Raw genomic sequence first — 17,894 nt, 5'->3', positions numbered from 1 at the left:
TTCAGGCGGCTTCTTTGGCGATCCGGGCCAGTTTGGCGAATGCTGCAGGGTCGTTCACGGCAAGATGGGCCAATGCCTTGCGGTCCATGTCGATGTTTGCCTTCTTCAGGGCATGCATGAACCTCGAATAGCTCAGGTCATGCTCGCGGGCGGCGGCATTGATGCGCATGATCCACAGGCTTCGGAACTGGCGTTTACGGGTCTTGCGGTCGCGGTAGGCAAACTTGAGGGCACGATCCACCGTTTCGGAAGCACTGCGAATCAGCTTCCCGCGGCCGCCACGATAGCCTTTCGCCAACTTCAGGATTTTCTTGCGGCGCTCGCGCGATTTAACAGCTTTCTTTACTCTAGGCATTACCGATACTCCCTCTGTCTATTCGCCGATCCTCTACAGGTAAGGCAGCATGTGTTCCAGGGCCCGAACGTTGATCGCGTCCACCGCCGTACCCTGCCGCAGGCGACGCTTCCGCTGCGGGCTCTTCTTCGTGAGAATATGACTCTTGTTCGCCCTGGCCCGCATGAACTTGCCCGTTCCGGTCCGTTTGAACCGCTTCGCTGCCGCGCGGTTCGTCTTCATTTTTGGCATCACTCGATCCTTTCCACTGCTCCATTCACAAGAACATTCACGCCCGATCGCAGAAACTCAAAACGGCCCCGCCGCCCCCTCGCTGCTCCGCATACCGCTCAAGCCGCCGGCCGCCGCCGGGAAAGCCTTCTCCCGAGGCCGGGAAACGGGGGGATGAAGACCGAAACAATCTCCGATTCGGAAACACGTAAATTTATTAAGCTTCGAAAATCGTGTCAAGCCTTTTTTGTTCAGGCACTCATGCCTTCGGCGCCAATATCATGACCATGTTACGCCCTTCCATCTTGGGCGGTTGTTCGATCACGGCATCTTCCTTCAGTTCTTCCCTGACCCGCTCCAGAACCTTGGTTCCCTGGTCGGTATAAGCAATCTCCCGCCCACGAAAGAGGATGGTTACCTTGGCTTTGTCTTTCTGGGCCAGGAACCTCTTGATGTGCCGAATTTTCACGAGCAGGTCGTGTTCGTCCGTTTTGGGCCGAATCTTCACTTCCTTGACCTGGATAACGGTCTGCTTTTTCTTGGCTTCCTGGGTTCGCTTGTTCTGCTGATATTTGAATTTTCCGTAATCCATGATCTTGCAGACCGGCGGATCCGCGTTGGGAGCCACCTCCACCAGATCCAACTCGTCCTGCGCGGCCAATTCCAGTGCCTTCTTCAGACTCAAAACCCCCAATTGCTGCCCGTCCTGGCCGATCACCCGGACTTCAGAAGATCGAATCCTCTCGTTGACATTGACTTGCTTATCCAGAACCACATCCTCCTTTCCGATCGCAGATCCTTTGGGTTTGCATTTCTCGCCACCCGTCGAACGGCACCCGCACCGTCCGCGTCGGATGCCGTCCTATACGATTCCCAGCCCCACCCGTCCCTTGGTGGCCTCCAGACATTCCTTCTGGATCATCGCCGCAAAGGCTTCGGGGGCAATCAGTTCCAGTTGAGTCCCATCGCGCCGGCGCGGCGCTACGCCGCCCGCGGCAACCTCCCGGTCTCCGATCACCAGCATGTATGGGACCTTCTGCATTTGCGCCTCGCGAATCTTGTAACCGAGCTTCTCGTTGCGGTCGTCCAGTTCGACGCGCACACCCGCTTCCCGCAGCCGGTCGTACATGTTGCGGGCGAATTCGATCTGCCCGTCGGTCACGGTCACCACAATGGCCTGAACGGGGGCGAGCCACGTCGGAAACGCTCCCGCAAAATGCTCGACCAGGACCCCTATGAACCGCTCCAGGGACCCCAAAACCACACGATGCACCATCACCGGCCGGTGCCGGTTCCCATCGACGCCGACATACGTGAGGTCGAATCTGTCCGGCAACGTGAAATCGCACTGGATCGTGGCGCATTGCCATTTGCGATCCAACGCATCTCTCAATTTTACGTCAATCTTGGGCCCGTAGAACGCCCCTTCGCCTTCGCACACCTGGTACGGAATCCCCTTGTCTTCCAAGGCGTCGATAAGGGCGCTCGTGGCGCGTTCCCAGTCTTCATCCGAACCGATGGATTTTGCCGGGCGGGTGCTGATTTCCATTTCATGATTAAACCCGAAAATGCCCATCACCTCAATCACAAAGTCGATAATGCTTTGAATTTCACCGTGCAACTGCTCCGGCGTGCAGAGGATATGCGCGTCGTCCTGTGTAAACTGCCTTACGCGCGTCAGACCGTGCAGCACGCCCGACCGCTCATGGCGGTGCACGGTGCCGAGCTCGAAATAGCGCAGAGGCAGATCCCGGTAGCTTCGCAGCCGGGACTTGTAGATAAGCATATGGGCAAGGCAGTTCATGGGCTTGATGCCGTAGGACTGCTCCTCGATCTCGGTGAAGTACATGTTCTCCCGGTAGTGCTCGAAATGGCCCGACCGTTTCCACAGCTCCGTCTTGAGCAGGGTCGGCCCCATAACGATATGATACCCCCTGCGCAGGTGCTCCCGTTTTTCGAAGGCCTCCAGGATGTGCCGCAGCAACGCTCCCCTGGGATGGTAGATGACCATTCCCGCGCCGACCTCGTCGCTGAAGCTGAAGAGATCCAACTCCCGGCCCAGACGCCGGTGGTCCCGCTTTTGAGCTTCTTCCAGAAAGTGCAGGTATTTCTTGAGCGCGTCGCGATCGGCAAACGCCGTGCCGTAAATCCTCTGCAGCATGGCGTTGTGCTCGTCGCCCCGCCAGTAGGCCCCGGCCACGCTGGTCAGCTTGAACGCCCTGACGTACCCGCTGTGGGGCACATGAGGTCCGCGGCACAGATCCACGAAATCGCCCTGCGTGTAAAAAGAGACCGTCGGATCCGAAAATCCCTGCAACAGCTCGACCTTGTATCCTTCTCCCCGGCGCGTGAAGAAGTCGATGGCTTCGTCGCGAGGCAGCACTTTCCGTTCGAATTTCAATTTCGCCCCGACGAGCTCCTTCATCTTCGCCTCGATCCTGTCCAGATCGTCCTGCGTGAACGGCCGTTCCACCTCGAAATCGTAATAGAACCCGTTGTCGATGGCCGGCCCGATGGCCACCCTGGCTTCGGGGAACAGCGACTTGACGGCCTGGGCCATGACGTGGGCGGCACTGTGCCGAAGAATCTCGAGCCCCACCTCGGAATCGGCCCGTATTCCTTCAACGGCGGCGTCTTCCTCGATCCCGACGATCAGGTCCACGGGCACACCGTTGACCTTGGCCGCCACCCAACCGTTCGGCCCTCCGGAAGCTTTCAGGACCTCACCGGCGGAAACGCCCCTGGGAAAGGATTTCGTTGTACCGTCTGCCAGCGTTACACTTATCTCTGCGCTCATTTCGACTTCCTGCTGTTGGAAACCCTCGCGGTTTGGCCGCCGAACCCGGGAATTTAACAAAAAAGGCACCCTGCCCTACAAGGGAAGATGCCTCTCATGAGTACGATCCTGCATCTGATGAAGCTATTCTTCGAACTGTATTCAGGATCCAACGAGCCAACCAGGCGCCTTATCTCAGATGTTATTGACGCTCCTGCTTATGCGATACACAAAGTCCGGCAAATGTGGTAGGCACGGGCGGTTTCGAACCGCCGACTTCTACCGCGTCAAGGTAGCGCTCTCCCCCTGAGCTACGTGCCTACGGGTTCTTGTCTCTATAACGGCACGGCAGGATCATGTCAAGCAAAATGCGGAACGCAGGCCTTTCGCCCCGGGCTTCCGCGGCCGGGTCGGTTGCGGCTTCCGGAAGGCGCTTCGGTCGGCGGGAACGACATCGAGCGTGTTGTGCACGGCGACCTCCGCCGGCGGGCCAAAGAGCCCCGAAGGCGGCTCATTGACCTTCGGCGCGGCATCCCTTCAATCCGCGTGACCGCCCCGCCGGCTGTCCAGCAAGGCAATCCCGATCATAATGTACTGAACGCCGCCGGCAACGGTCAGCACCGCGGTGGTCACGAAAAGGGCCGTGTATCCCCCCTGAGGAAGCTGAAACAGCCCGGAACCCATGGTCGCGAGAATCGTCCCCAACTGAAAGAGCGTGGTGAGCTTGCTGAGCAGCACGGGCTGGATCTCCACCCGCACCTGGTGAAACATGAGGCTCAACAGGCCGAGCAGGATGATCGCATCACGGCTTACCGCCACGATCACGAGCCAGTAGGGAATGTACCCCATGTGCCCCAGCAGGACGAAGGAGGTGACCAGCAGGATCTTGTCGGCCAGCGGGTCCAGGTAGGCTCCAAGCTTGGACTTCTGATGAAACACGCGAGCAATCAGCCCATCGAGCCCGTCGGTCGCGCCGGCAATGAAGAAGACCGTCAGTGCTTCGTTGAGCCTGTTTTCTAGGAGCAGCCACACCAGCACCGGAGTGAGCAGGATGCGCAGAATGGTGAGCAGATTCGGCACCGTCATGGTTTCGGCCCGGGTTGCGGCACTGCCTGCCGAACGAACAACACTCGTGTCGTCCGCGTGTCGGGCGACAAGTCATCGATTTTGATCGTGACCCCGCCGGAGAGCACCCTCCCGTCGAGTGAGGAAAGCGTGCGGCCGTCGATTCCGCCGAGCCGGATCACGGTCTCCTGGGGCCCCATTTCCATTCCGAGCATGGTCATCCCCCGCGCCTGCTCCCGGAGCAGCTTCTCCACCTCCCTCCAATACGCGTGATGGTCCGCCGCCTGGAGCCTCAGCACCCATTCCCCCTCGCCGGCCACGGGCACCGGGCCGGCCGGAGCCGCGGCGCGAGTGTCCCCGGACAGCAACCCCGTCAGCTCATTCGTGACATCCCCGGCAAGCTCCATGGCTCCTTCCTGGTTGGTCAACTCTTCGAGGTTCCGGGTTTTGCGGAGCTTCCCCAGGGACTTGCCCGACGCCGCTTCGATGATTTGAAGCTCGGCATCGAGACGCGCGGGTTCCTTGCTCCGCTGGTGCAACACCACCCGGCCCACCACCACGTTCCGGATTCCCAGCATCCTGGCCTGGGATACCGCCTGGCTCGAAGAGGCGTTCCCCATGTTGTCGACTTTGAGGGCTCCGGGTTCCGGAAAGTGCAGGGTGTAGCGGTAGTCCAGCAGTTCCTGGACAACACTCGCCGCAAAGAGCCCCCGGGGGTCTTTCAGGTCTCCGGGCAGGTACCAGGTCTGGTCCCATTTTTCCGAGACCGCCCAGAATATCTCGTTGGAAGTCGAGGTTATTCCGCGTGGGCCGCCGGCCGGGACCGGGGCCGCTTCTCGAGCCTCAGGCCGCGCCTTGCCCTGCGCTCCGGCCGGAGCTCCACCCTGTCCTTCACGGGCAGGTTCACCGCCGGCCGTGTCGGAAGCCGCATCGCCATCGTCTTCCGCTTCCCCCGCGGGGGCTCCGGGGCGGATCCTCGCCGAAGGTTCCTCCCGAGCTCCCGCCGGAGGTCCACCCTGGTCCTCGGCCTCCTGCTCATCGCCCGGTTCGTCCGTCACCGTATCGCCGTTTGCTTCCGCGTCATCCGAAGGGGCTCCGGGGCGGATCCTCGCCGAAGGTTCCTTCCGGGCTCCCGCCGGAATTCCGCCTTGTTCCCCGACACTCTCCTCATCACTCTCCTGGTCGGTGACCCCCTCGCCGTCCTCATCCGCATCCCCCGCCGGGCCTCCGGGCGGGGCCTTGGCCCCGCCGTTCGAATCGTCCGTCACCCGGGCTCCGGGCCGGACGGGTGCGGGCTCCCCGGGGCCTGCGCGGGGAGGAACCGCGTCTTCATCTCTTTTCCCATCCTCCCCCGCATCGTCGGACGCGTAGATGTCGAAAGCGATGAGGTCTTTTTTCAACAGCCCCATTGCCACCGTAACCTGCCCCGCAACCTGATACCTGCCGTTCTCGACGGTTTCGGAAAAGACCTGGTATGCATCCACGTATCGTTCCGGCTGGCGAAGCACTTTGTCCTTGATGGCCTGAAACTTGGTCCCCATCTGTGACGTGCTCAGGAATGTACCCACGGCCTGCGTGATGGCCTGCACCTGAAATTCACGAACGGCATTCTGCTGACTTTTTTGCCGATTCTGGGGATCGTAGGGCGCCTGCCCCTGGCTGAAAAACACGGTCTGACTCCATCCGTCGCGAGGGTCGAGCCCAAAGGCGGAGGTCAACAAAAGCGCGGCCAGCGCCAATCCCGTCACAACGCATTTTCTTGCGGCATGTGTCATACGGATCGTCCTCGGAATAGACTCCCACCCGGGTTGAGCGATTCCGGGGCTCGCAACGCCGATCGGAGCGAATGCAAGGGCCGCCCCCGCAGGAGGCCGACAACCCCGTCGGCCGGAGGGCAGGGTTTATTCCCGCCCCGCGCTTGGAATCGGTCAATCTGCATATCCCACTGACTCCCCACCCGGCAATAGGAGTAGAAACAGTTGTGCAACTCCCGTCCTTGAGGGTATATTCCTGGTAACACAGTCGCCGGAGAAACTAAAGGGAGAAATAACCGTTGTCTGTTCCCACAAACTGCACGATTCACCGGTTCCTCATGGACCCGATTCAAATCCATTACCTCCGATTTGTCCTGGAGGCCTATGAAGGGATGGCCATCCTTTCCACCATCGACCGAAAACTCGGGCTCGTTCAACTCAACATCGCTCCGGGGTGCGAACGCGACCTGGACGCCATTCTACACCAGGAACGGAAATTCCTGAAGTATCGTCCCATCGATATCGAAAACCGACCCGAGCGACCCGCCCGCTCCGGTGAACCGGCAGGGTTCATGTAAGTCGAACGAATATCTTGCGTGGCTTGAGCTTGATCTGCAATTCACTTGCAATACCATGGGGAATTGGCTAAACAATATATCGAGCGATTGTTCCGCGCGGTTGATCTGAACAGGATACTCCAACTGCACTTTGCGGTCGGGGACAGTGATTTGCCGATCCGACGAACGGTTTCCCCCTCTCAGGGAAGCAGAAATCCCCTTGGTTGGGAACTTCACGAATGCACGCAATCGTTGACAACGTTGAAGAAGAGAGAAGCGGGCTGAATCCGGCCCAAGCCCTGGAGATACACACTTACCGTTACGGCGATGAGATATTCAGAGAGGGCGAGGAGTGCTCGTGTTTCTTCGTGATCCTCAGCGGTCAGGTGAGAATCAGTCAGCGGGGGAAAAAGGTACGTGTCCTGGAAGACCAGGATGTTTTCGGCCTTGAAAACGTCATTTTCAAGAGAGCGGCGCACTACACCGCTCGCGCCCTGACCAAGTCGCGTGTCGCCGCCTATGGCCCGGAAGCTCTCGACCACGTGATCCGGGAAAGCCCCAGGATGGTCAGGAGCGTCCTCGTGTCGACCCTGCATCAGCTCTCACAGACCACCAAGCACCTGCTGCACGACGCCGACGCGTTTGCGCTCGAAGACGTGAGCGTCAACTTTTACAATGATGGTGAAATCATTATCGAGGAAGGCACGACGGGAAGCAGTTTTTACCGGCTGGTTTCAACCCAGGGCGGTCTGCGTGTGACCATTGCGGGACATGAAGTGGCCCGAATCGAAAAACCCGGCGAGTTTTTCGGCGAAATGGCCGGGCTTCTCAGCCTGCCCCGACAGGCCACCATCACGAGTCTGGGAGACAGCGTGGTCGAGATATACAATATCGACGATCTGGAAATTATAATTCGAGATTATCCGGACGTTGCTCTTCAGATGATGCGCACTCTCGTTTCCCGGCTGGTGGAAATCAACCGCAAGTTCGCAGGAAGTCTCGCATAAGAAAACCATGATCACTCCGCTTGCCAAGACGGCCCCCGCGCCGCGTTACCTGTACGTTCGCACCTTCGGCTGCCAGATGAACGAATACGACAGTCAGCGGGCCCTCCGGCTGCTCTGCGCCGTAGGGTATCGTCCCACTTCGGACATTGCCGACGCCGACGTGATCTTTCTCAACACGTGCTCCGTGCGCGACAAGGCCGAGCAGAAGGTCTACTCCTTCCTGGGGCGTCTGCGCCGCCTGAAGGCGCACCGTCCATGGCTGAAAATCGTTGTCGCGGGATGCGTCGCTCAGCAGTTGGGCGACGGCCTGCTCAAGCGTTTCGAACACGTCGACCTGGTGGTTGGGACCCGCGGAATCGGCTCCATCGCCTCTTTGCTGGAAGAAGTCGAACGGTCGAAACGGAGGGTCGCGCATTTGCCCGCCGAAGAGCTGCAGGGGTTCACGACGGATAAGTGCAGGACGGTGGGGACCGGTGATGTGGTCGCTCAGGTGACCATCATGCAGGGCTGCAACAATTTCTGCACCTATTGCATCGTACCGCACGTTCGAGGGCGCGAAAGGAGCCGCGCGCCCGACGACATCCTGCGCGAGATCGACTTCCTGGCGTCCCGCGGCGCCAGGGAAGTGCTGCTGCTGGGACAGAACGTGAATTCCTACGGCCGGGGGCTGCCGGACCCGATTTCTTTTCCCGATCTGCTGCGCCGCATCGGGAAGGAAACATCCATCAGGCGGGTCCGCTTCACCACGTCCCACCCCAAGGACCTCACGGAAGATCTCATCGAGTGTTTCGCCGGCCTGCCCTTTCTGTGCAAACACCTGCATCTGCCCTTTCAGTCGGGTTCGGACGGCATCCTCAAGCTCATGCACCGCGGGTACACCGCGCGGCAGTACCTCGAAAAGATTGCCCGGCTGCGGGAGGTGTGTCCTGAAATCGCGCTTTCGACGGACGTCATCGTGGGGTTCCCCGCAGAGAGTGAGGAGGACTACCTGCAAACCCTGCGGCTCATTGAAGAGGTCCGTTTCGACTCGCTTTTCTCATTCCGCTACTCGGACCGTCCGCTCACGCGGGCAGCCGGTTTTCCCGACAAGGTGCCCATGGACGTCAAGGTCCGAAGGCTGGCACGGTTGCAGAGCATCCAGGCAGACATTACTTTGCAGAAGAACCTTGCCGAAACAGGGACTGTCCGGGAGGTGCTCGTAGAAGGTCCGAGCAAGGCGTCCAACGGGCAGATGACCGGCCGGACCCAGCAAAACAGGATCATCAACTTCCAGTGCCCTGTCGATCTCACGGGTAAAATCGTTCCTGTCCGGATTGTCGCCGCCTATTCCCATTCGCTCAAAGGCGAACTGTTGTCTCAACCGGGGAAAGAAAGTTAAGGGTTTCCTTTGCCGCCGATGCCGTTTAACATTCAAGGGCGTCGTGTCATGATCGGACCGGCCGACACCGAATCGCTCCACCGGTGGACGGGATCATCCAAGGAGGCATCATGTTCAAGGAAATGAAGGTCACGGGGCTGGTGATGGATCCGCAGACCAACACGCCCATCCTGATATTGAGGGACGTCAAGGACGATACCACCCTCCCCATCTGGATCGGCCTCCTCGAAGCGACCTCCATCGCCACCGAGCTGGAGAAGATCCAGTTCCCCCGTCCCATGACGCACGACCTGATCCGCAACTTCTTCAACCATCTCGATGTAAAAGTCGAACGCATCGAAGTGTGCGATCTCCGCAACAACACTTACTACGCCCTCATCTACATCCGCGATCGAGACCGTGTCAGCTCCATCGACGCGCGGCCCAGCGACGCCATCGCCATCGCGTTGCGCACGCAGGCTCCCATTTACGTGAAGGAGGAGGTCATCTCCAAGTTCCAGAAATCCGATGAATCGGCAAAACCGGTTTTCGACAAGGAAAACCGGGAAAAATGGTCCGAGCTTCTGGAAGGGCTCAATCCGGAAGATTTCAGCAAGTACAAAATGTAATTTCCTTCCCAACGACCACGCTTGTTTATATATTGCCGCAATCACCGTTCTTTTCGGGCGCCCGGTCGGCTGAGCGGGCGCAAAAAGTCGAACGTTCGATTCTGCATCGGAGGGGTGAATGAAGTGGGATACAGGCCGCATGGCGCGGATCATCGAAGCCGCCCAGGGCAAGCGTGTCGTTGATCTCTGCATACGGAGGTGCCGCCTGGTCAACGTGCTTTCGGGCAGCATCGACACCGTCGATCTGGCAATCCACGAGGGGTTCGTCGCGGGCTGGGGGAGCTATCGCGCCGCGCGCGAGATCGATGCCGACGGGATGTACGTCTGCCCGGGATTCATCGACGGACACATTCATATCGAAAGCACGCTGCTCGCTCCCGCCCAATTCTGCGCCGCGGCCGTGCCGCAGGGAACCGCGGCGGTGGTGGCCGACCCCCATGAGATCGCGAACGTTTTGGGGCTGAGCGGCATACGCTATTTTCTGGAAGCTTCCGAAGGCCTGCCTCTGGACTTCTTTTTCAATCTTCCGAGCTGCGTTCCCGCCACGCCCCTGGAGACGTCGGGCGCCGCGCTGCGCGCTCCGGATCTGGACGCTCTGCTGCCTCACGAGCGGCTCATCGGTCTTGCCGAGATGATGAATTTCCCCGGCGTTCTCTCCGGCTTTCCCGACGTGATCGACAAACTGCTGCTCTTCCAGGCGCGGCGCATCGACGGCCACGCTCCGCAACTGGGCGATTTGGGGCTCAACGCTTACGTCGCCGCGGGAATCACTTCCGACCATGAATGCACGACGCTCGAGGAAGCCCGCGAGAAGCTGGCCAAGGGCATGACCGTCATGATCCGCGAAGGCGGACAGTCAAGGGATCTCGCCGCCCTGTTGCCCGCGGTCGACGAGCACACCTGGCCGCGCTGCTGCTTCGTGAGCGACGACGTTCATCCGGACGGGCTTCTCCGGGAGGGTCACATGAACGTCATCGTGAATCGTGCCATGTCGTTGGGGATGGCCCCCGTGAGGGCGCTTTCCCTGGCCGCCCTGACGCCGGCAAGGCATTTTCGCCTGGACCGCCGGGGAGCCCTTGCCCCGGGGTACCACGCCGACTTCAGCATGAGTCCCACCCTCAACCCCTGGCAGCCGGAGCGCGTGTTCAAGGCGGGCGTCGAGGTGGCCCGCGACGGCCGCCTCCTTCTCGATCTCGGGAACGGCAACGGCGTAGCGGCTCCTCCCTCCCCCATGCACATCACGCGCCTTCTGGCCGAGGATCTCGTGGTGCCCGCACAGCCCGGCCTCCTCAGGATCATCGGGGTCCGGGAGGGGACTCTGCTCACCCGCAAGATCGTGCTCCCGCCCAAAATCCACGAAGGGGCCGCGGTGGCGGACCTCGATCGCGACATTCTGAAGCTCGCCGTGTACAACCGCTATGTCCCGGACCGCCCCCCCGCGGTGGCTTTCGTGCAGGGGTTGGGACTCAAGGAGGGGGCCATCGCCACCACGGTGGCCCACGATTCGCACAACCTGATCGTGGCGGGAGCTTCGGATGCGGACATCCTCCACGTGGTGGACGCCGTCAGGAAATCGGGAGGAGGAATGGCCGCGGGTCGAACGGGAGCCGAGGTGGACGTGCTTGCGCTGCCCATCGCCGGGCTCATGTCCGATCAGCCCGTGGAACGGGTCGCCGAACGGCTGGAACAGCTCCAGGGCCGCGCTCGCGCCGCGGGGAGCGGACTCCGCAACCCCTTCATGGCATTGTCGTTTCTGGCGCTTCCCGTCATCCCCGAATTGAAGTTGACGGATCTTGGACTGATCGACGTTTCGACGTTTTCCCCCGTTTCGCTGTTCGAAACGTCGTGAACGGCCCGGATCACCGCGGGCCATTCCGGACCGACACCGATCCGGACCGGGATTCCATGGAAAATGGATTCCCGGGTGAATCTCTTTTGTGCTTCGGGGTGTCGCCCGAAACATGACGGTTACGTTGAACAATTTAATAAGCAGACCCAGGAGGTGGAGATGAGCACGGTTTCTTGCAGTTCCATGGATGACGTCATCAATTTCGCCATATCGCGGGAAGAAGCCGCCATGGACTTTTACCAGAAATGCGCGGACCGGGCCAGGAACCCCGGCATCAAGAAATTCTTCCAGGAAATGGTGCAGGAGGAAGAACGTCACCGCGCGCTGCTCAAGGACTTGAATCCGATGGACCTTGGCACGCTCACGCTGGACAAGGTCGAAGACCTGCGGATCAGCGACTACCTGGTCGAAGTCAAGTTCACGGAACAGGTCACCTACCAGGAGGCGCTCACCCTGGCCATGAAAAAGGAAGAGAAGGCCCACGCCTTCTACGAGGCCTGGAAGAACAAGTGCATGCACGAAAAGACGGCCAAACTGTTCGAAATGCTCGCCGTCGAGGAACTGAAGCACAAGCGGAAGATCGAAACCCTCTACGACGAGGAAATCCTCACCTGGGATTAGCCCCCGGATGCCCCCCTCGGGAGGCCCCCTCGCGAGCCTCCCGGGACTTCGTCCTTCCCGCCTGCTCCATTAATCCCGTTCCCGCTTCAGACATTATAGTCCGTTGGCCGAGACACCTCTGTGCAGGTCAGTGCTCCGAATCGGGCAAATGCGGAAACGGCCCGCGGTGAACGCTCAATTCGCCGGCGTCACCAGCGGGGCGCCGCCCTTGTTTCGGCGCAGGAGAATGTAGAACGCCCCGGCCCCTCCGTCGTAGGAGCGGGCGGAGGCGAAGGCGAGCACCATGCTCTTGAGCGGGGCGCGGATCAGCCACGAAACGAGACCCTGCTTCAGCACCGGCTCCTTGTCCCTGGAATTGAGCCCGCGGCCCGAAATGATCAGGATGCAGCGCAATTTCCGGGCAAAGCTCTCCTGCACGAAGTCGATGACCACCGCCCTCGCCTCGGCCCGCGTGTAACCGTGCAGGTCCACGTATTCCTGGTAACTGAAGTCGCCGTTGCGGAGCTTCTTGAGTACCTTCGGGGACAGTCCCACCACCGCGCCGTCCACGTACTCGTCCGAGTAGACCAGTTCGAAGGGAATATCCCCGGACACCAGATCCTCGAGGTGGGTGAGGGCTTCCAATTCCTCCTGCTGGAGGAACCGCGCGGGAGTGCCGACGGGAGCCGGGGGAGGCACCCGCTCCTGCCCGGCCCGGTCGATGGGCACGACACCTTTCATCGCTTCCCGAAAGAGACGATCGCTTTCCTCGGCTTCGACGGAAACCGCGGCGGGAACGTCATGGGCCGGTCGGGTTTTCTTTGCGCGATTCTTTGACGGCGGCGCTGCCGGGTGTTGCCCCAAGGCGCTAAAAGGAGTATAGAAAGCCTGCACGCGTTGTTTTTTTTCACGCGGACGTTGTGCCGGATCGGGAGATCCTGTTTTGCGCTTGCGCATGGTCGGCCTCTCTTTCAGCATACAAATATCACAGCGGAATTTGACAGGAAACCCTTTCATGAATCCAGTTGTCGTCATCGAAAAGCCATCCGAGCTCGATGCCCTGGTGCGACAGCTTTCCACCGCCCGCCATCTGGCCGTCGATACCGAATCCAACAGTTTCTACGCCTACTTCGACCGGGTATGCCTCATCCAGATTTCGAGCCCGGAGCGGGACTACATCATCGACCCGCTCTCCCTCAAGGATTTGAGCGTGCTCGGACGACTTTTCGAAAATCCCCGGATCGAGAAGGTCCTCCATGCCGCGTCCAACGACGTCCTCGGCTTGAGGCGCGACTTTCAGTTCCGATTCAACGGGCTTTTCGACACGGCCATCGCCTGCAAGCTGCTCGGCTACAAGCAGCTCGGCCTGTCCAAGATCCTCGAAACCCATTTCGGGGTCTCCCTGAACAAGCGATGGCAGCGTTATGACTGGGGGAAGCGGCCGCTCGTCCCCGACCAGCTCGATTATGCGCGGTTGGACACCCATTACCTGATTGCGCTCCGGCATATGCTCGCGGCGGACCTGCAGTCCCGGGAGCTCTGGGCGGAAGCCTGCGAAGCTTTCGAAAAGGCCAGCGAGCAGCAGGTCCCGGAAAAGACGTTTCATCCCAGGGGCTTCCTCCAGATCAACGGCGCCCGGTCGCTTGACGCCGCGGGGAAGAGCATCCTGAAGGCGCTCTACATGTTCCGGGAAAAAGAGGCTCGCAGGCGGGACCGGGCACCGTTTCGCATCATGTCCAACGAGGCCTTGCTCCGCCTTGCCGACGCTCGGCCCGACAGCGTGGATGAAATCTCTCGGATCAAGGGGCTGCCCCGCAGTTTCCACGACCCGAAGGCGGCGTCTTTTCTAATCGAGATCATCAGGCAAAACAACAACTCGAACGATACCGAAGCCAGGGAATGACCCCCCGGGGAATCGTTCGCGACGCCGGGACCGGCCCCTGCGCCGGCCTCCCGGTGAGCGGCGACGGCGTTGTTCTCAGGAGACGCAGATGAGCTCACGAGTATTCGTTGCCGACTGCTTCAAGGCTTTTCGCCACGACCAGGACAAGGCCAGAAGTCCCGACGACACCGTCGCCTGGGTCAGGAAGCGGTTGTCCGGGCTCAACGTCGATATCCTGAACAAGACCATCCGCATCGACACCGGGCGCCTCGACATTCCCGTCTACATCAGCCTTTGCGGCTCGGATGCAACGCGCCTGACCGGCACCAAGAAACAGATGGGCAAAGGCGCCTCTCCAATCCAGGCGGAAGCGAGCGCCTTGATGGAGCTCATGGAGCGCTACAGCTTCTTCTCGTTCATCCACCAGAGCGATTTCCCCACGCTCCGCTACCGGGAAGTGCCGCAGCAGGTGGTGTCGCCCGAGGACTTCAAGCGGTCCATCCACGATGAGACCACGCCCGTCGACCTGGTGAGGAGCTTCCTCCAGGATTTTCCCCTGCGCTGGGCTGTTGCCCGGAACCTCACGCAGAAGATTTATCAAATGATCCCCATCGACTGGTTCTACCTCATCAACGAGTACAACGGTCCGGCGGCCGGAAACACCATCGAGGAGGCCATCCTGCAAAGTCTTTGCGAAGTGGTGGAAAGGCATGTCGGGTCCGTCATCTGCTACGGCGAACGCCCCACCCCGACGATCGATCCCGGCTCGGTTCGAGACCCGGCCGCGGTGGAACTGATCGACAAGTTCCGAAAGCAGGGGATCGTCCTGCATCTCAAGGACTTCTCCCTGGATACCGGGATCCCTTCCGTCGGAGCGCTGGCCTACGACCCGTCGACGTTCCCCGACCGGAGCGAGATCGTCTTCACCGTCGGGACCACCTCCAACCCCGAAAAATCGCTCTGCCGAGCCCTGACCGAAATCGCCCAGCTCGCGGGCGATTTCGAGAACCGGACCTCCTACCGGCCCACTCTGCCCAAGTACGCTTCCCTCGACCAGGCGCGCTACCTGACGGACGATCACGAGACGATCCCCATCAGCGCCCTTCCCGACCTTTCGCACGACAACATGCGGATCGAAATCGAGCGTTGCGTGGACGCCCTGAAACGGATCGGCATGGAAGTCATGGTCATCAACGTGGAGCACCCGGAACTGCAGGTGCCCGCCGTCTACACCGTCATTCCCGGCGCCCACTTCCTGGAGCACACGCGCGACACGGATTTCGCCCAGCACGCGGCGCGAACGATCCTCAGGGGCTGCGCCCCCGGGGAGGTCGTCGCTCAGATGGAACGGCTGCTCAACCTTTTCGGCCCCCGCTACGATCTGACCTTTTTCCTCGCCCACGGCCTGGAGCTCGAAGACAAACCCGGGCCCGCCATCCCGCTTTTCCGCAAGGCGCTCGAACAGGAACCGGACCCGAGAGAGCTGGCGAGCATCCACGTCCACATTGCCTCCTGCCACAAGGCGCTGGGAGAATACGAACCGGCGCTCGAAGCCCTGGAGCGCGCGGAGCTGCTCAACAGCGAGCTCAAGGAAATCTATAATCTGCGGGGATTCTGCTATTTCAAGCTGAAGAAGCATCACGAAGCGATCGAGGCGTTCGAGAAGGCGATCGAACTCGACCCGGGGTCGGCCATCGACTACGCCAACATCGGGTCCAACCTGAGGGACCTCGGCCACAGGGAAGAAGCCATCAAGGTCTACCGGATCGCCCTCGAGCTGGACCCCGGCATCGATTTCGCCCGGGAGAACATCGACCGGCTGGAAGCCGACCTGGCCCGGGAGCGGGCCGCGGGGCAGAGCTGAGACCGCGGCGCGTTCAGGATCACTCAACGCCTGCTCAGCGCGAGGCGGCACCGGCCGAGACGAAACCCGCCCATGCAAGGACCGATGTGCCGGTCAAACGTAGCAACCGTGTTCTTTGTCAACTTTCGAGTCGCGTAGGGTGGGATGCGCGACAGCGCAGCCCACGGTCCCAATACCCTTGCCCCAGCGCTTGACGCCCTGAACGATCTGGAGCCGACGTGAGGAACGCCCCCATTGAAGAGGCCGGCGGCCGCACGCTTTCGTAGCGATCATGACGAGTGCGGGGGCACGAGACCCGGCTTGACGTGGGCACGGAGGAACCGTGCCCACCCTACGGAACCGCACGGTCCCCGGGGTTTATCCCCGCCCGCGTCACCTCCCGACGGGCAGGTGTTGTGTCGTCTTGAACGCAACCTGGTCTGAGACCGGTTTCAACTGCTTTCCGTCACGATATGGGGAAGATCTTTCCCAGGATGTAACCCACCCCCAGCAAGACCTGGGTCAGCAGGATGAACATCACGTTCGTGCCCAGAGCCGGAACCAGCCTGCTCATATCCCTGTATTCCCCGGCCCCCCGCATGGCTTTTACGGCCAGAGGCAGAGTGAACAACGCGATCAGGCAATAGACCGGCATCACGACTCGACCGGTTGCAACGGTCAACAGCACGCACCCGACAATCCAGACATAAACGGATACCGTCGCAATCCTGAACACCCGGGCGGCGGCCTCCATGCCGTACACGACGGGGGTCGTCTTCCTGCCGCCCATCCTGTCCGCCTCCACATCGGGAAACTCGTTCAGCAGGAGCAGGTTGTGCACCAGGATACCGCTGGGAACCGAGGCGACCAGGACGACCCAGTCGTATCGGCCGGTCTGCACGAAATAGAAACCCATTATGGGCAATATGCCCAGCCCCAGCCCCGGCGACCACTCGGGCCGGTTGGTTCTCAATATCACGGGCGTATACAGGACCAGGCACAGAATTGCCGCAACCAGGAGCGGTATCAACTGCCAGCCGCTCACGATCACGAAAAAAACGCCGATCATCAGGGCGGCTACCGACGTGACGACGCCAACCCAGAGCGCATGTCCAAGCGGAAGTTTCCCGTCGGGGACGAGTCCGCTTCCCCCGCTGAAAGGGGTCCTGACGACGTGCAGGTCGATTCCGCTCTTGTAATCGAAATAATCGTTTATGGCATTGGCGCTGCCGTGGGTCAGCACCAGCCCGAAACCCGCAAGAAGAGCGTATCCGAGGTTGAAGGACCCGTAGTACCAGGCGATCGCCGTTCCAAGAAAGGCTAGAACAACCGACAGAAAGAGGAATTGGGGTCTCGTTTCCTTGAACCACAGTATCAGTCTTCCCATGACATCTCCTCCACCCGGAACACTGCATGAAACCGTGCGCTGTTCGTCCGAATCGCATCTTGAGACCGGGTCTTCCCCGAATGACCGCCGCCGCGAAGCCGAAATCCGCAAGACCATACGATTCTCCGGTCAAACGCGCAAGCGATATGTCAAGGAGGGCGGATTTGTCCCTGCACCGAAAGTATTGCGCGCCGGGAAGCCGGAGAGAAACCGGCGGATCTTGTTTATAGGATGGGAGCCACGGCCCCCGCCCGCATGCGAACGGGATACTTGCCGTCGAATACGCCTCGGTGGGCGGCATTGCCCTTCCGCCCGGACGCGAACGGGATACTCTTCGAATTCGACCAGCCGGGATTCCCCCACCGGTTTGATTAATGACATGGACAAGGGCTTGCGCCCGAAATTCCCGGCAAATCGGTAGCAGGGGAAGATCGGCCAAAGTGGTGTCAGGACATTTTAGGAACTTCAGCAGGCATTACCGGAAGATGTGTTCCGGGCGCGGTCCGCGGGATTCCGGCCGGCTCTTTTCAACACACCGACCAGACCCGGCGCCGCCGGACGTCGATAGTCTCCAACCACGTTCTGCGGGGGATTGAAGGCAATAGGGAATTGAATACCCCGAG

General features: G+C 60.6%; 16 protein-coding genes and 1 tRNA gene. 8 read left to right on the top strand and 9 right to left on the bottom strand.

Translation table 11 applies throughout. The features are described 5' to 3' along the window. Position 1: 1 nt before the first annotated feature. From rplT to SFUM_RS02155, 7 genes are all read right to left on the bottom strand, one after another. Entirely contained in the window at positions 2-355 is a 354-nt protein-coding gene (gene rplT / locus SFUM_RS02185; protein ID WP_011697300.1) for a 50S ribosomal protein L20, read from the bottom strand. A 33-nt stretch (positions 356-388) separates the two neighbouring features. Further along, a complete protein-coding gene (rpmI, locus tag SFUM_RS02180) occupies positions 389-586 on the bottom strand; it encodes a 50S ribosomal protein L35 (protein ID WP_011697299.1) in 198 nt (65 codons plus the stop codon). A gap of 238 nt (positions 587-824) precedes the next feature. Further along, entirely contained in the window at positions 825-1,334 is a 510-nt protein-coding gene (gene infC / locus SFUM_RS02175) for a translation initiation factor IF-3 (protein ID WP_041441456.1), read from the bottom strand. A gap of 93 nt (positions 1,335-1,427) precedes the next feature. Next, on the bottom strand, positions 1,428-3,362 hold the full coding sequence (gene thrS, locus SFUM_RS02170; RefSeq protein ID WP_011697297.1) for a threonine--tRNA ligase: 1,935 nt from the start codon (positions 3,360-3,362) through the stop codon (positions 1,428-1,430). A gap of 225 nt (positions 3,363-3,587) precedes the next feature. Then, a tRNA-Val gene (locus SFUM_RS02165) sits at positions 3,588-3,662 on the bottom strand. 216 nt (positions 3,663-3,878) lie between these two features. Then, positions 3,879-4,427, bottom strand: a complete 549-nt coding sequence (locus tag SFUM_RS02160; protein ID WP_011697296.1) for a CDP-alcohol phosphatidyltransferase family protein — start codon at positions 4,425-4,427, stop codon at positions 3,879-3,881. After that, positions 4,424-6,181 (bottom strand): ICP22 family protein, encoded by a 1,758-nt coding sequence (locus SFUM_RS02155; protein ID WP_011697295.1) that lies wholly within the window; start codon positions 6,179-6,181, stop codon positions 4,424-4,426. The genes SFUM_RS02160 and SFUM_RS02155 overlap by 4 nt, the downstream gene beginning before the upstream one ends. 278 nt (positions 6,182-6,459) lie before the next feature. Here SFUM_RS02155 and SFUM_RS02150 point away from each other — a divergent pair, with 278 nt between their 5' ends. The 6 genes from SFUM_RS02150 (at position 6,460) to SFUM_RS02125 (ending at position 12,180) form a co-directional block, all read left to right on the top strand. Next, on the top strand, positions 6,460-6,738 hold the full coding sequence (locus SFUM_RS02150; RefSeq protein WP_011697294.1) for a DUF4911 domain-containing protein: 279 nt from the start codon (positions 6,460-6,462) through the stop codon (positions 6,736-6,738). A gap of 218 nt (positions 6,739-6,956) precedes the next feature. Continuing rightward, on the top strand, positions 6,957-7,724 hold the full coding sequence (locus SFUM_RS02145) for a Crp/Fnr family transcriptional regulator (RefSeq protein WP_011697293.1): 768 nt from the start codon (positions 6,957-6,959) through the stop codon (positions 7,722-7,724). Positions 7,725-7,731: 7 nt separating this feature from the next. Then, positions 7,732-9,102: a tRNA (N6-isopentenyl adenosine(37)-C2)-methylthiotransferase MiaB gene (miaB, locus tag SFUM_RS02140; RefSeq protein ID WP_011697292.1), complete on the top strand. Its 1,371-nt coding sequence runs from the start codon at positions 7,732-7,734 to the stop codon at positions 9,100-9,102. Positions 9,103-9,212: 110 nt separating this feature from the next. After that, positions 9,213-9,710 carry a bifunctional nuclease family protein gene (locus SFUM_RS02135; RefSeq protein ID WP_011697291.1) on the top strand — a complete coding sequence of 166 codons (498 nt, stop codon included), beginning with the start codon at positions 9,213-9,215 and terminating at the stop codon, positions 9,708-9,710. A gap of 118 nt (positions 9,711-9,828) precedes the next feature. Further along, a complete protein-coding gene (ade, locus tag SFUM_RS02130) occupies positions 9,829-11,559 on the top strand; it encodes an adenine deaminase (protein ID WP_011697290.1) in 1,731 nt (576 codons plus the stop codon). 159 nt (positions 11,560-11,718) lie between these two features. After that, positions 11,719-12,180: a ferritin-like domain-containing protein gene (locus tag SFUM_RS02125; RefSeq protein WP_041439610.1), complete on the top strand. Its 462-nt coding sequence runs from the start codon at positions 11,719-11,721 to the stop codon at positions 12,178-12,180. A 174-nt stretch (positions 12,181-12,354) separates the two neighbouring features. Here SFUM_RS02125 and SFUM_RS02120 read toward each other — a convergent pair whose 3' ends face one another. Beyond that, positions 12,355-12,900 (bottom strand): Smr/MutS family protein, encoded by a 546-nt coding sequence (locus SFUM_RS02120; protein WP_167321300.1) that lies wholly within the window; start codon positions 12,898-12,900, stop codon positions 12,355-12,357. 274 nt (positions 12,901-13,174) lie between these two features. Here SFUM_RS02120 and SFUM_RS02115 point away from each other — a divergent pair, with 274 nt between their 5' ends. After that, positions 13,175-14,062, top strand: coding sequence for a ribonuclease D (locus SFUM_RS02115; protein WP_011697287.1), 888 nt, complete (start codon positions 13,175-13,177; stop codon positions 14,060-14,062). 88 nt (positions 14,063-14,150) lie between these two features. Beyond that, positions 14,151-15,905 carry a YcaO-like family protein gene (locus tag SFUM_RS02110; RefSeq protein ID WP_011697286.1) on the top strand — a complete coding sequence of 585 codons (1,755 nt, stop codon included), beginning with the start codon at positions 14,151-14,153 and terminating at the stop codon, positions 15,903-15,905. 445 nt (positions 15,906-16,350) lie between these two features. Here SFUM_RS02110 and SFUM_RS02105 read toward each other — a convergent pair whose 3' ends face one another. Then, a complete protein-coding gene (locus SFUM_RS02105; protein ID WP_011697285.1) occupies positions 16,351-17,271 on the bottom strand; it encodes a prenyltransferase in 921 nt (306 codons plus the stop codon). Positions 17,272-17,894 lie beyond the last annotated feature (623 nt).

It is taken from the genome of Syntrophobacter fumaroxidans MPOB, from assembly GCF_000014965.1.
GTDB lineage: Bacteria > Desulfobacterota > Syntrophobacteria > Syntrophobacterales > Syntrophobacteraceae > Syntrophobacter > Syntrophobacter fumaroxidans.
The sequence above is the reverse complement of the archived record's forward strand: the minus strand, read 5'-3'. Positions and strand labels throughout refer to the sequence as shown.

What these genes read in the sequence shown, in the direction of transcription:
- rplT (WP_011697300.1), bottom strand. Translation starts at nt 355, where the DNA reads ATGCCTAGAGTAAAGAAAGCTGTTAAATCGCGCGAGCGCCGCAAGAAA.
- rpmI (WP_011697299.1), bottom strand. Translation starts at nt 586, where the DNA reads ATGCCAAAAATGAAGACGAACCGCGCGGCAGCGAAGCGGTTCAAACGG.
- thrS (WP_011697297.1), bottom strand. Translation starts at nt 3,362, where the DNA reads ATGAGCGCAGAGATAAGTGTAACGCTGGCAGACGGTACAACGAAATCC.
- SFUM_RS02160 (WP_011697296.1), bottom strand. Translation starts at nt 4,427, where the DNA reads ATGACGGTGCCGAATCTGCTCACCATTCTGCGCATCCTGCTCACTCCG.
- SFUM_RS02155 (WP_011697295.1), bottom strand. Translation starts at nt 6,181, where the DNA reads ATGACACATGCCGCAAGAAAATGCGTTGTGACGGGATTGGCGCTGGCC.
- SFUM_RS02145 (WP_011697293.1), top strand. Translation starts at nt 6,957, where the DNA reads ATGCACGCAATCGTTGACAACGTTGAAGAAGAGAGAAGCGGGCTGAAT.
- miaB (WP_011697292.1), top strand. Translation starts at nt 7,732, where the DNA reads ATGATCACTCCGCTTGCCAAGACGGCCCCCGCGCCGCGTTACCTGTAC.
- SFUM_RS02135 (WP_011697291.1), top strand. Translation starts at nt 9,213, where the DNA reads ATGTTCAAGGAAATGAAGGTCACGGGGCTGGTGATGGATCCGCAGACC.
- ade (WP_011697290.1), top strand. Translation starts at nt 9,829, where the DNA reads ATGAAGTGGGATACAGGCCGCATGGCGCGGATCATCGAAGCCGCCCAG.
- SFUM_RS02125 (WP_041439610.1), top strand. Translation starts at nt 11,719, where the DNA reads ATGAGCACGGTTTCTTGCAGTTCCATGGATGACGTCATCAATTTCGCC.
- SFUM_RS02120 (WP_167321300.1), bottom strand. Translation starts at nt 12,900, where the DNA reads ATGAAAGGTGTCGTGCCCATCGACCGGGCCGGGCAGGAGCGGGTGCCT.
- SFUM_RS02115 (WP_011697287.1), top strand. Translation starts at nt 13,175, where the DNA reads ATGAATCCAGTTGTCGTCATCGAAAAGCCATCCGAGCTCGATGCCCTG.
- SFUM_RS02110 (WP_011697286.1), top strand. Translation starts at nt 14,151, where the DNA reads ATGAGCTCACGAGTATTCGTTGCCGACTGCTTCAAGGCTTTTCGCCAC.
- SFUM_RS02105 (WP_011697285.1), bottom strand. Translation starts at nt 17,271, where the DNA reads ATGGGAAGACTGATACTGTGGTTCAAGGAAACGAGACCCCAATTCCTC.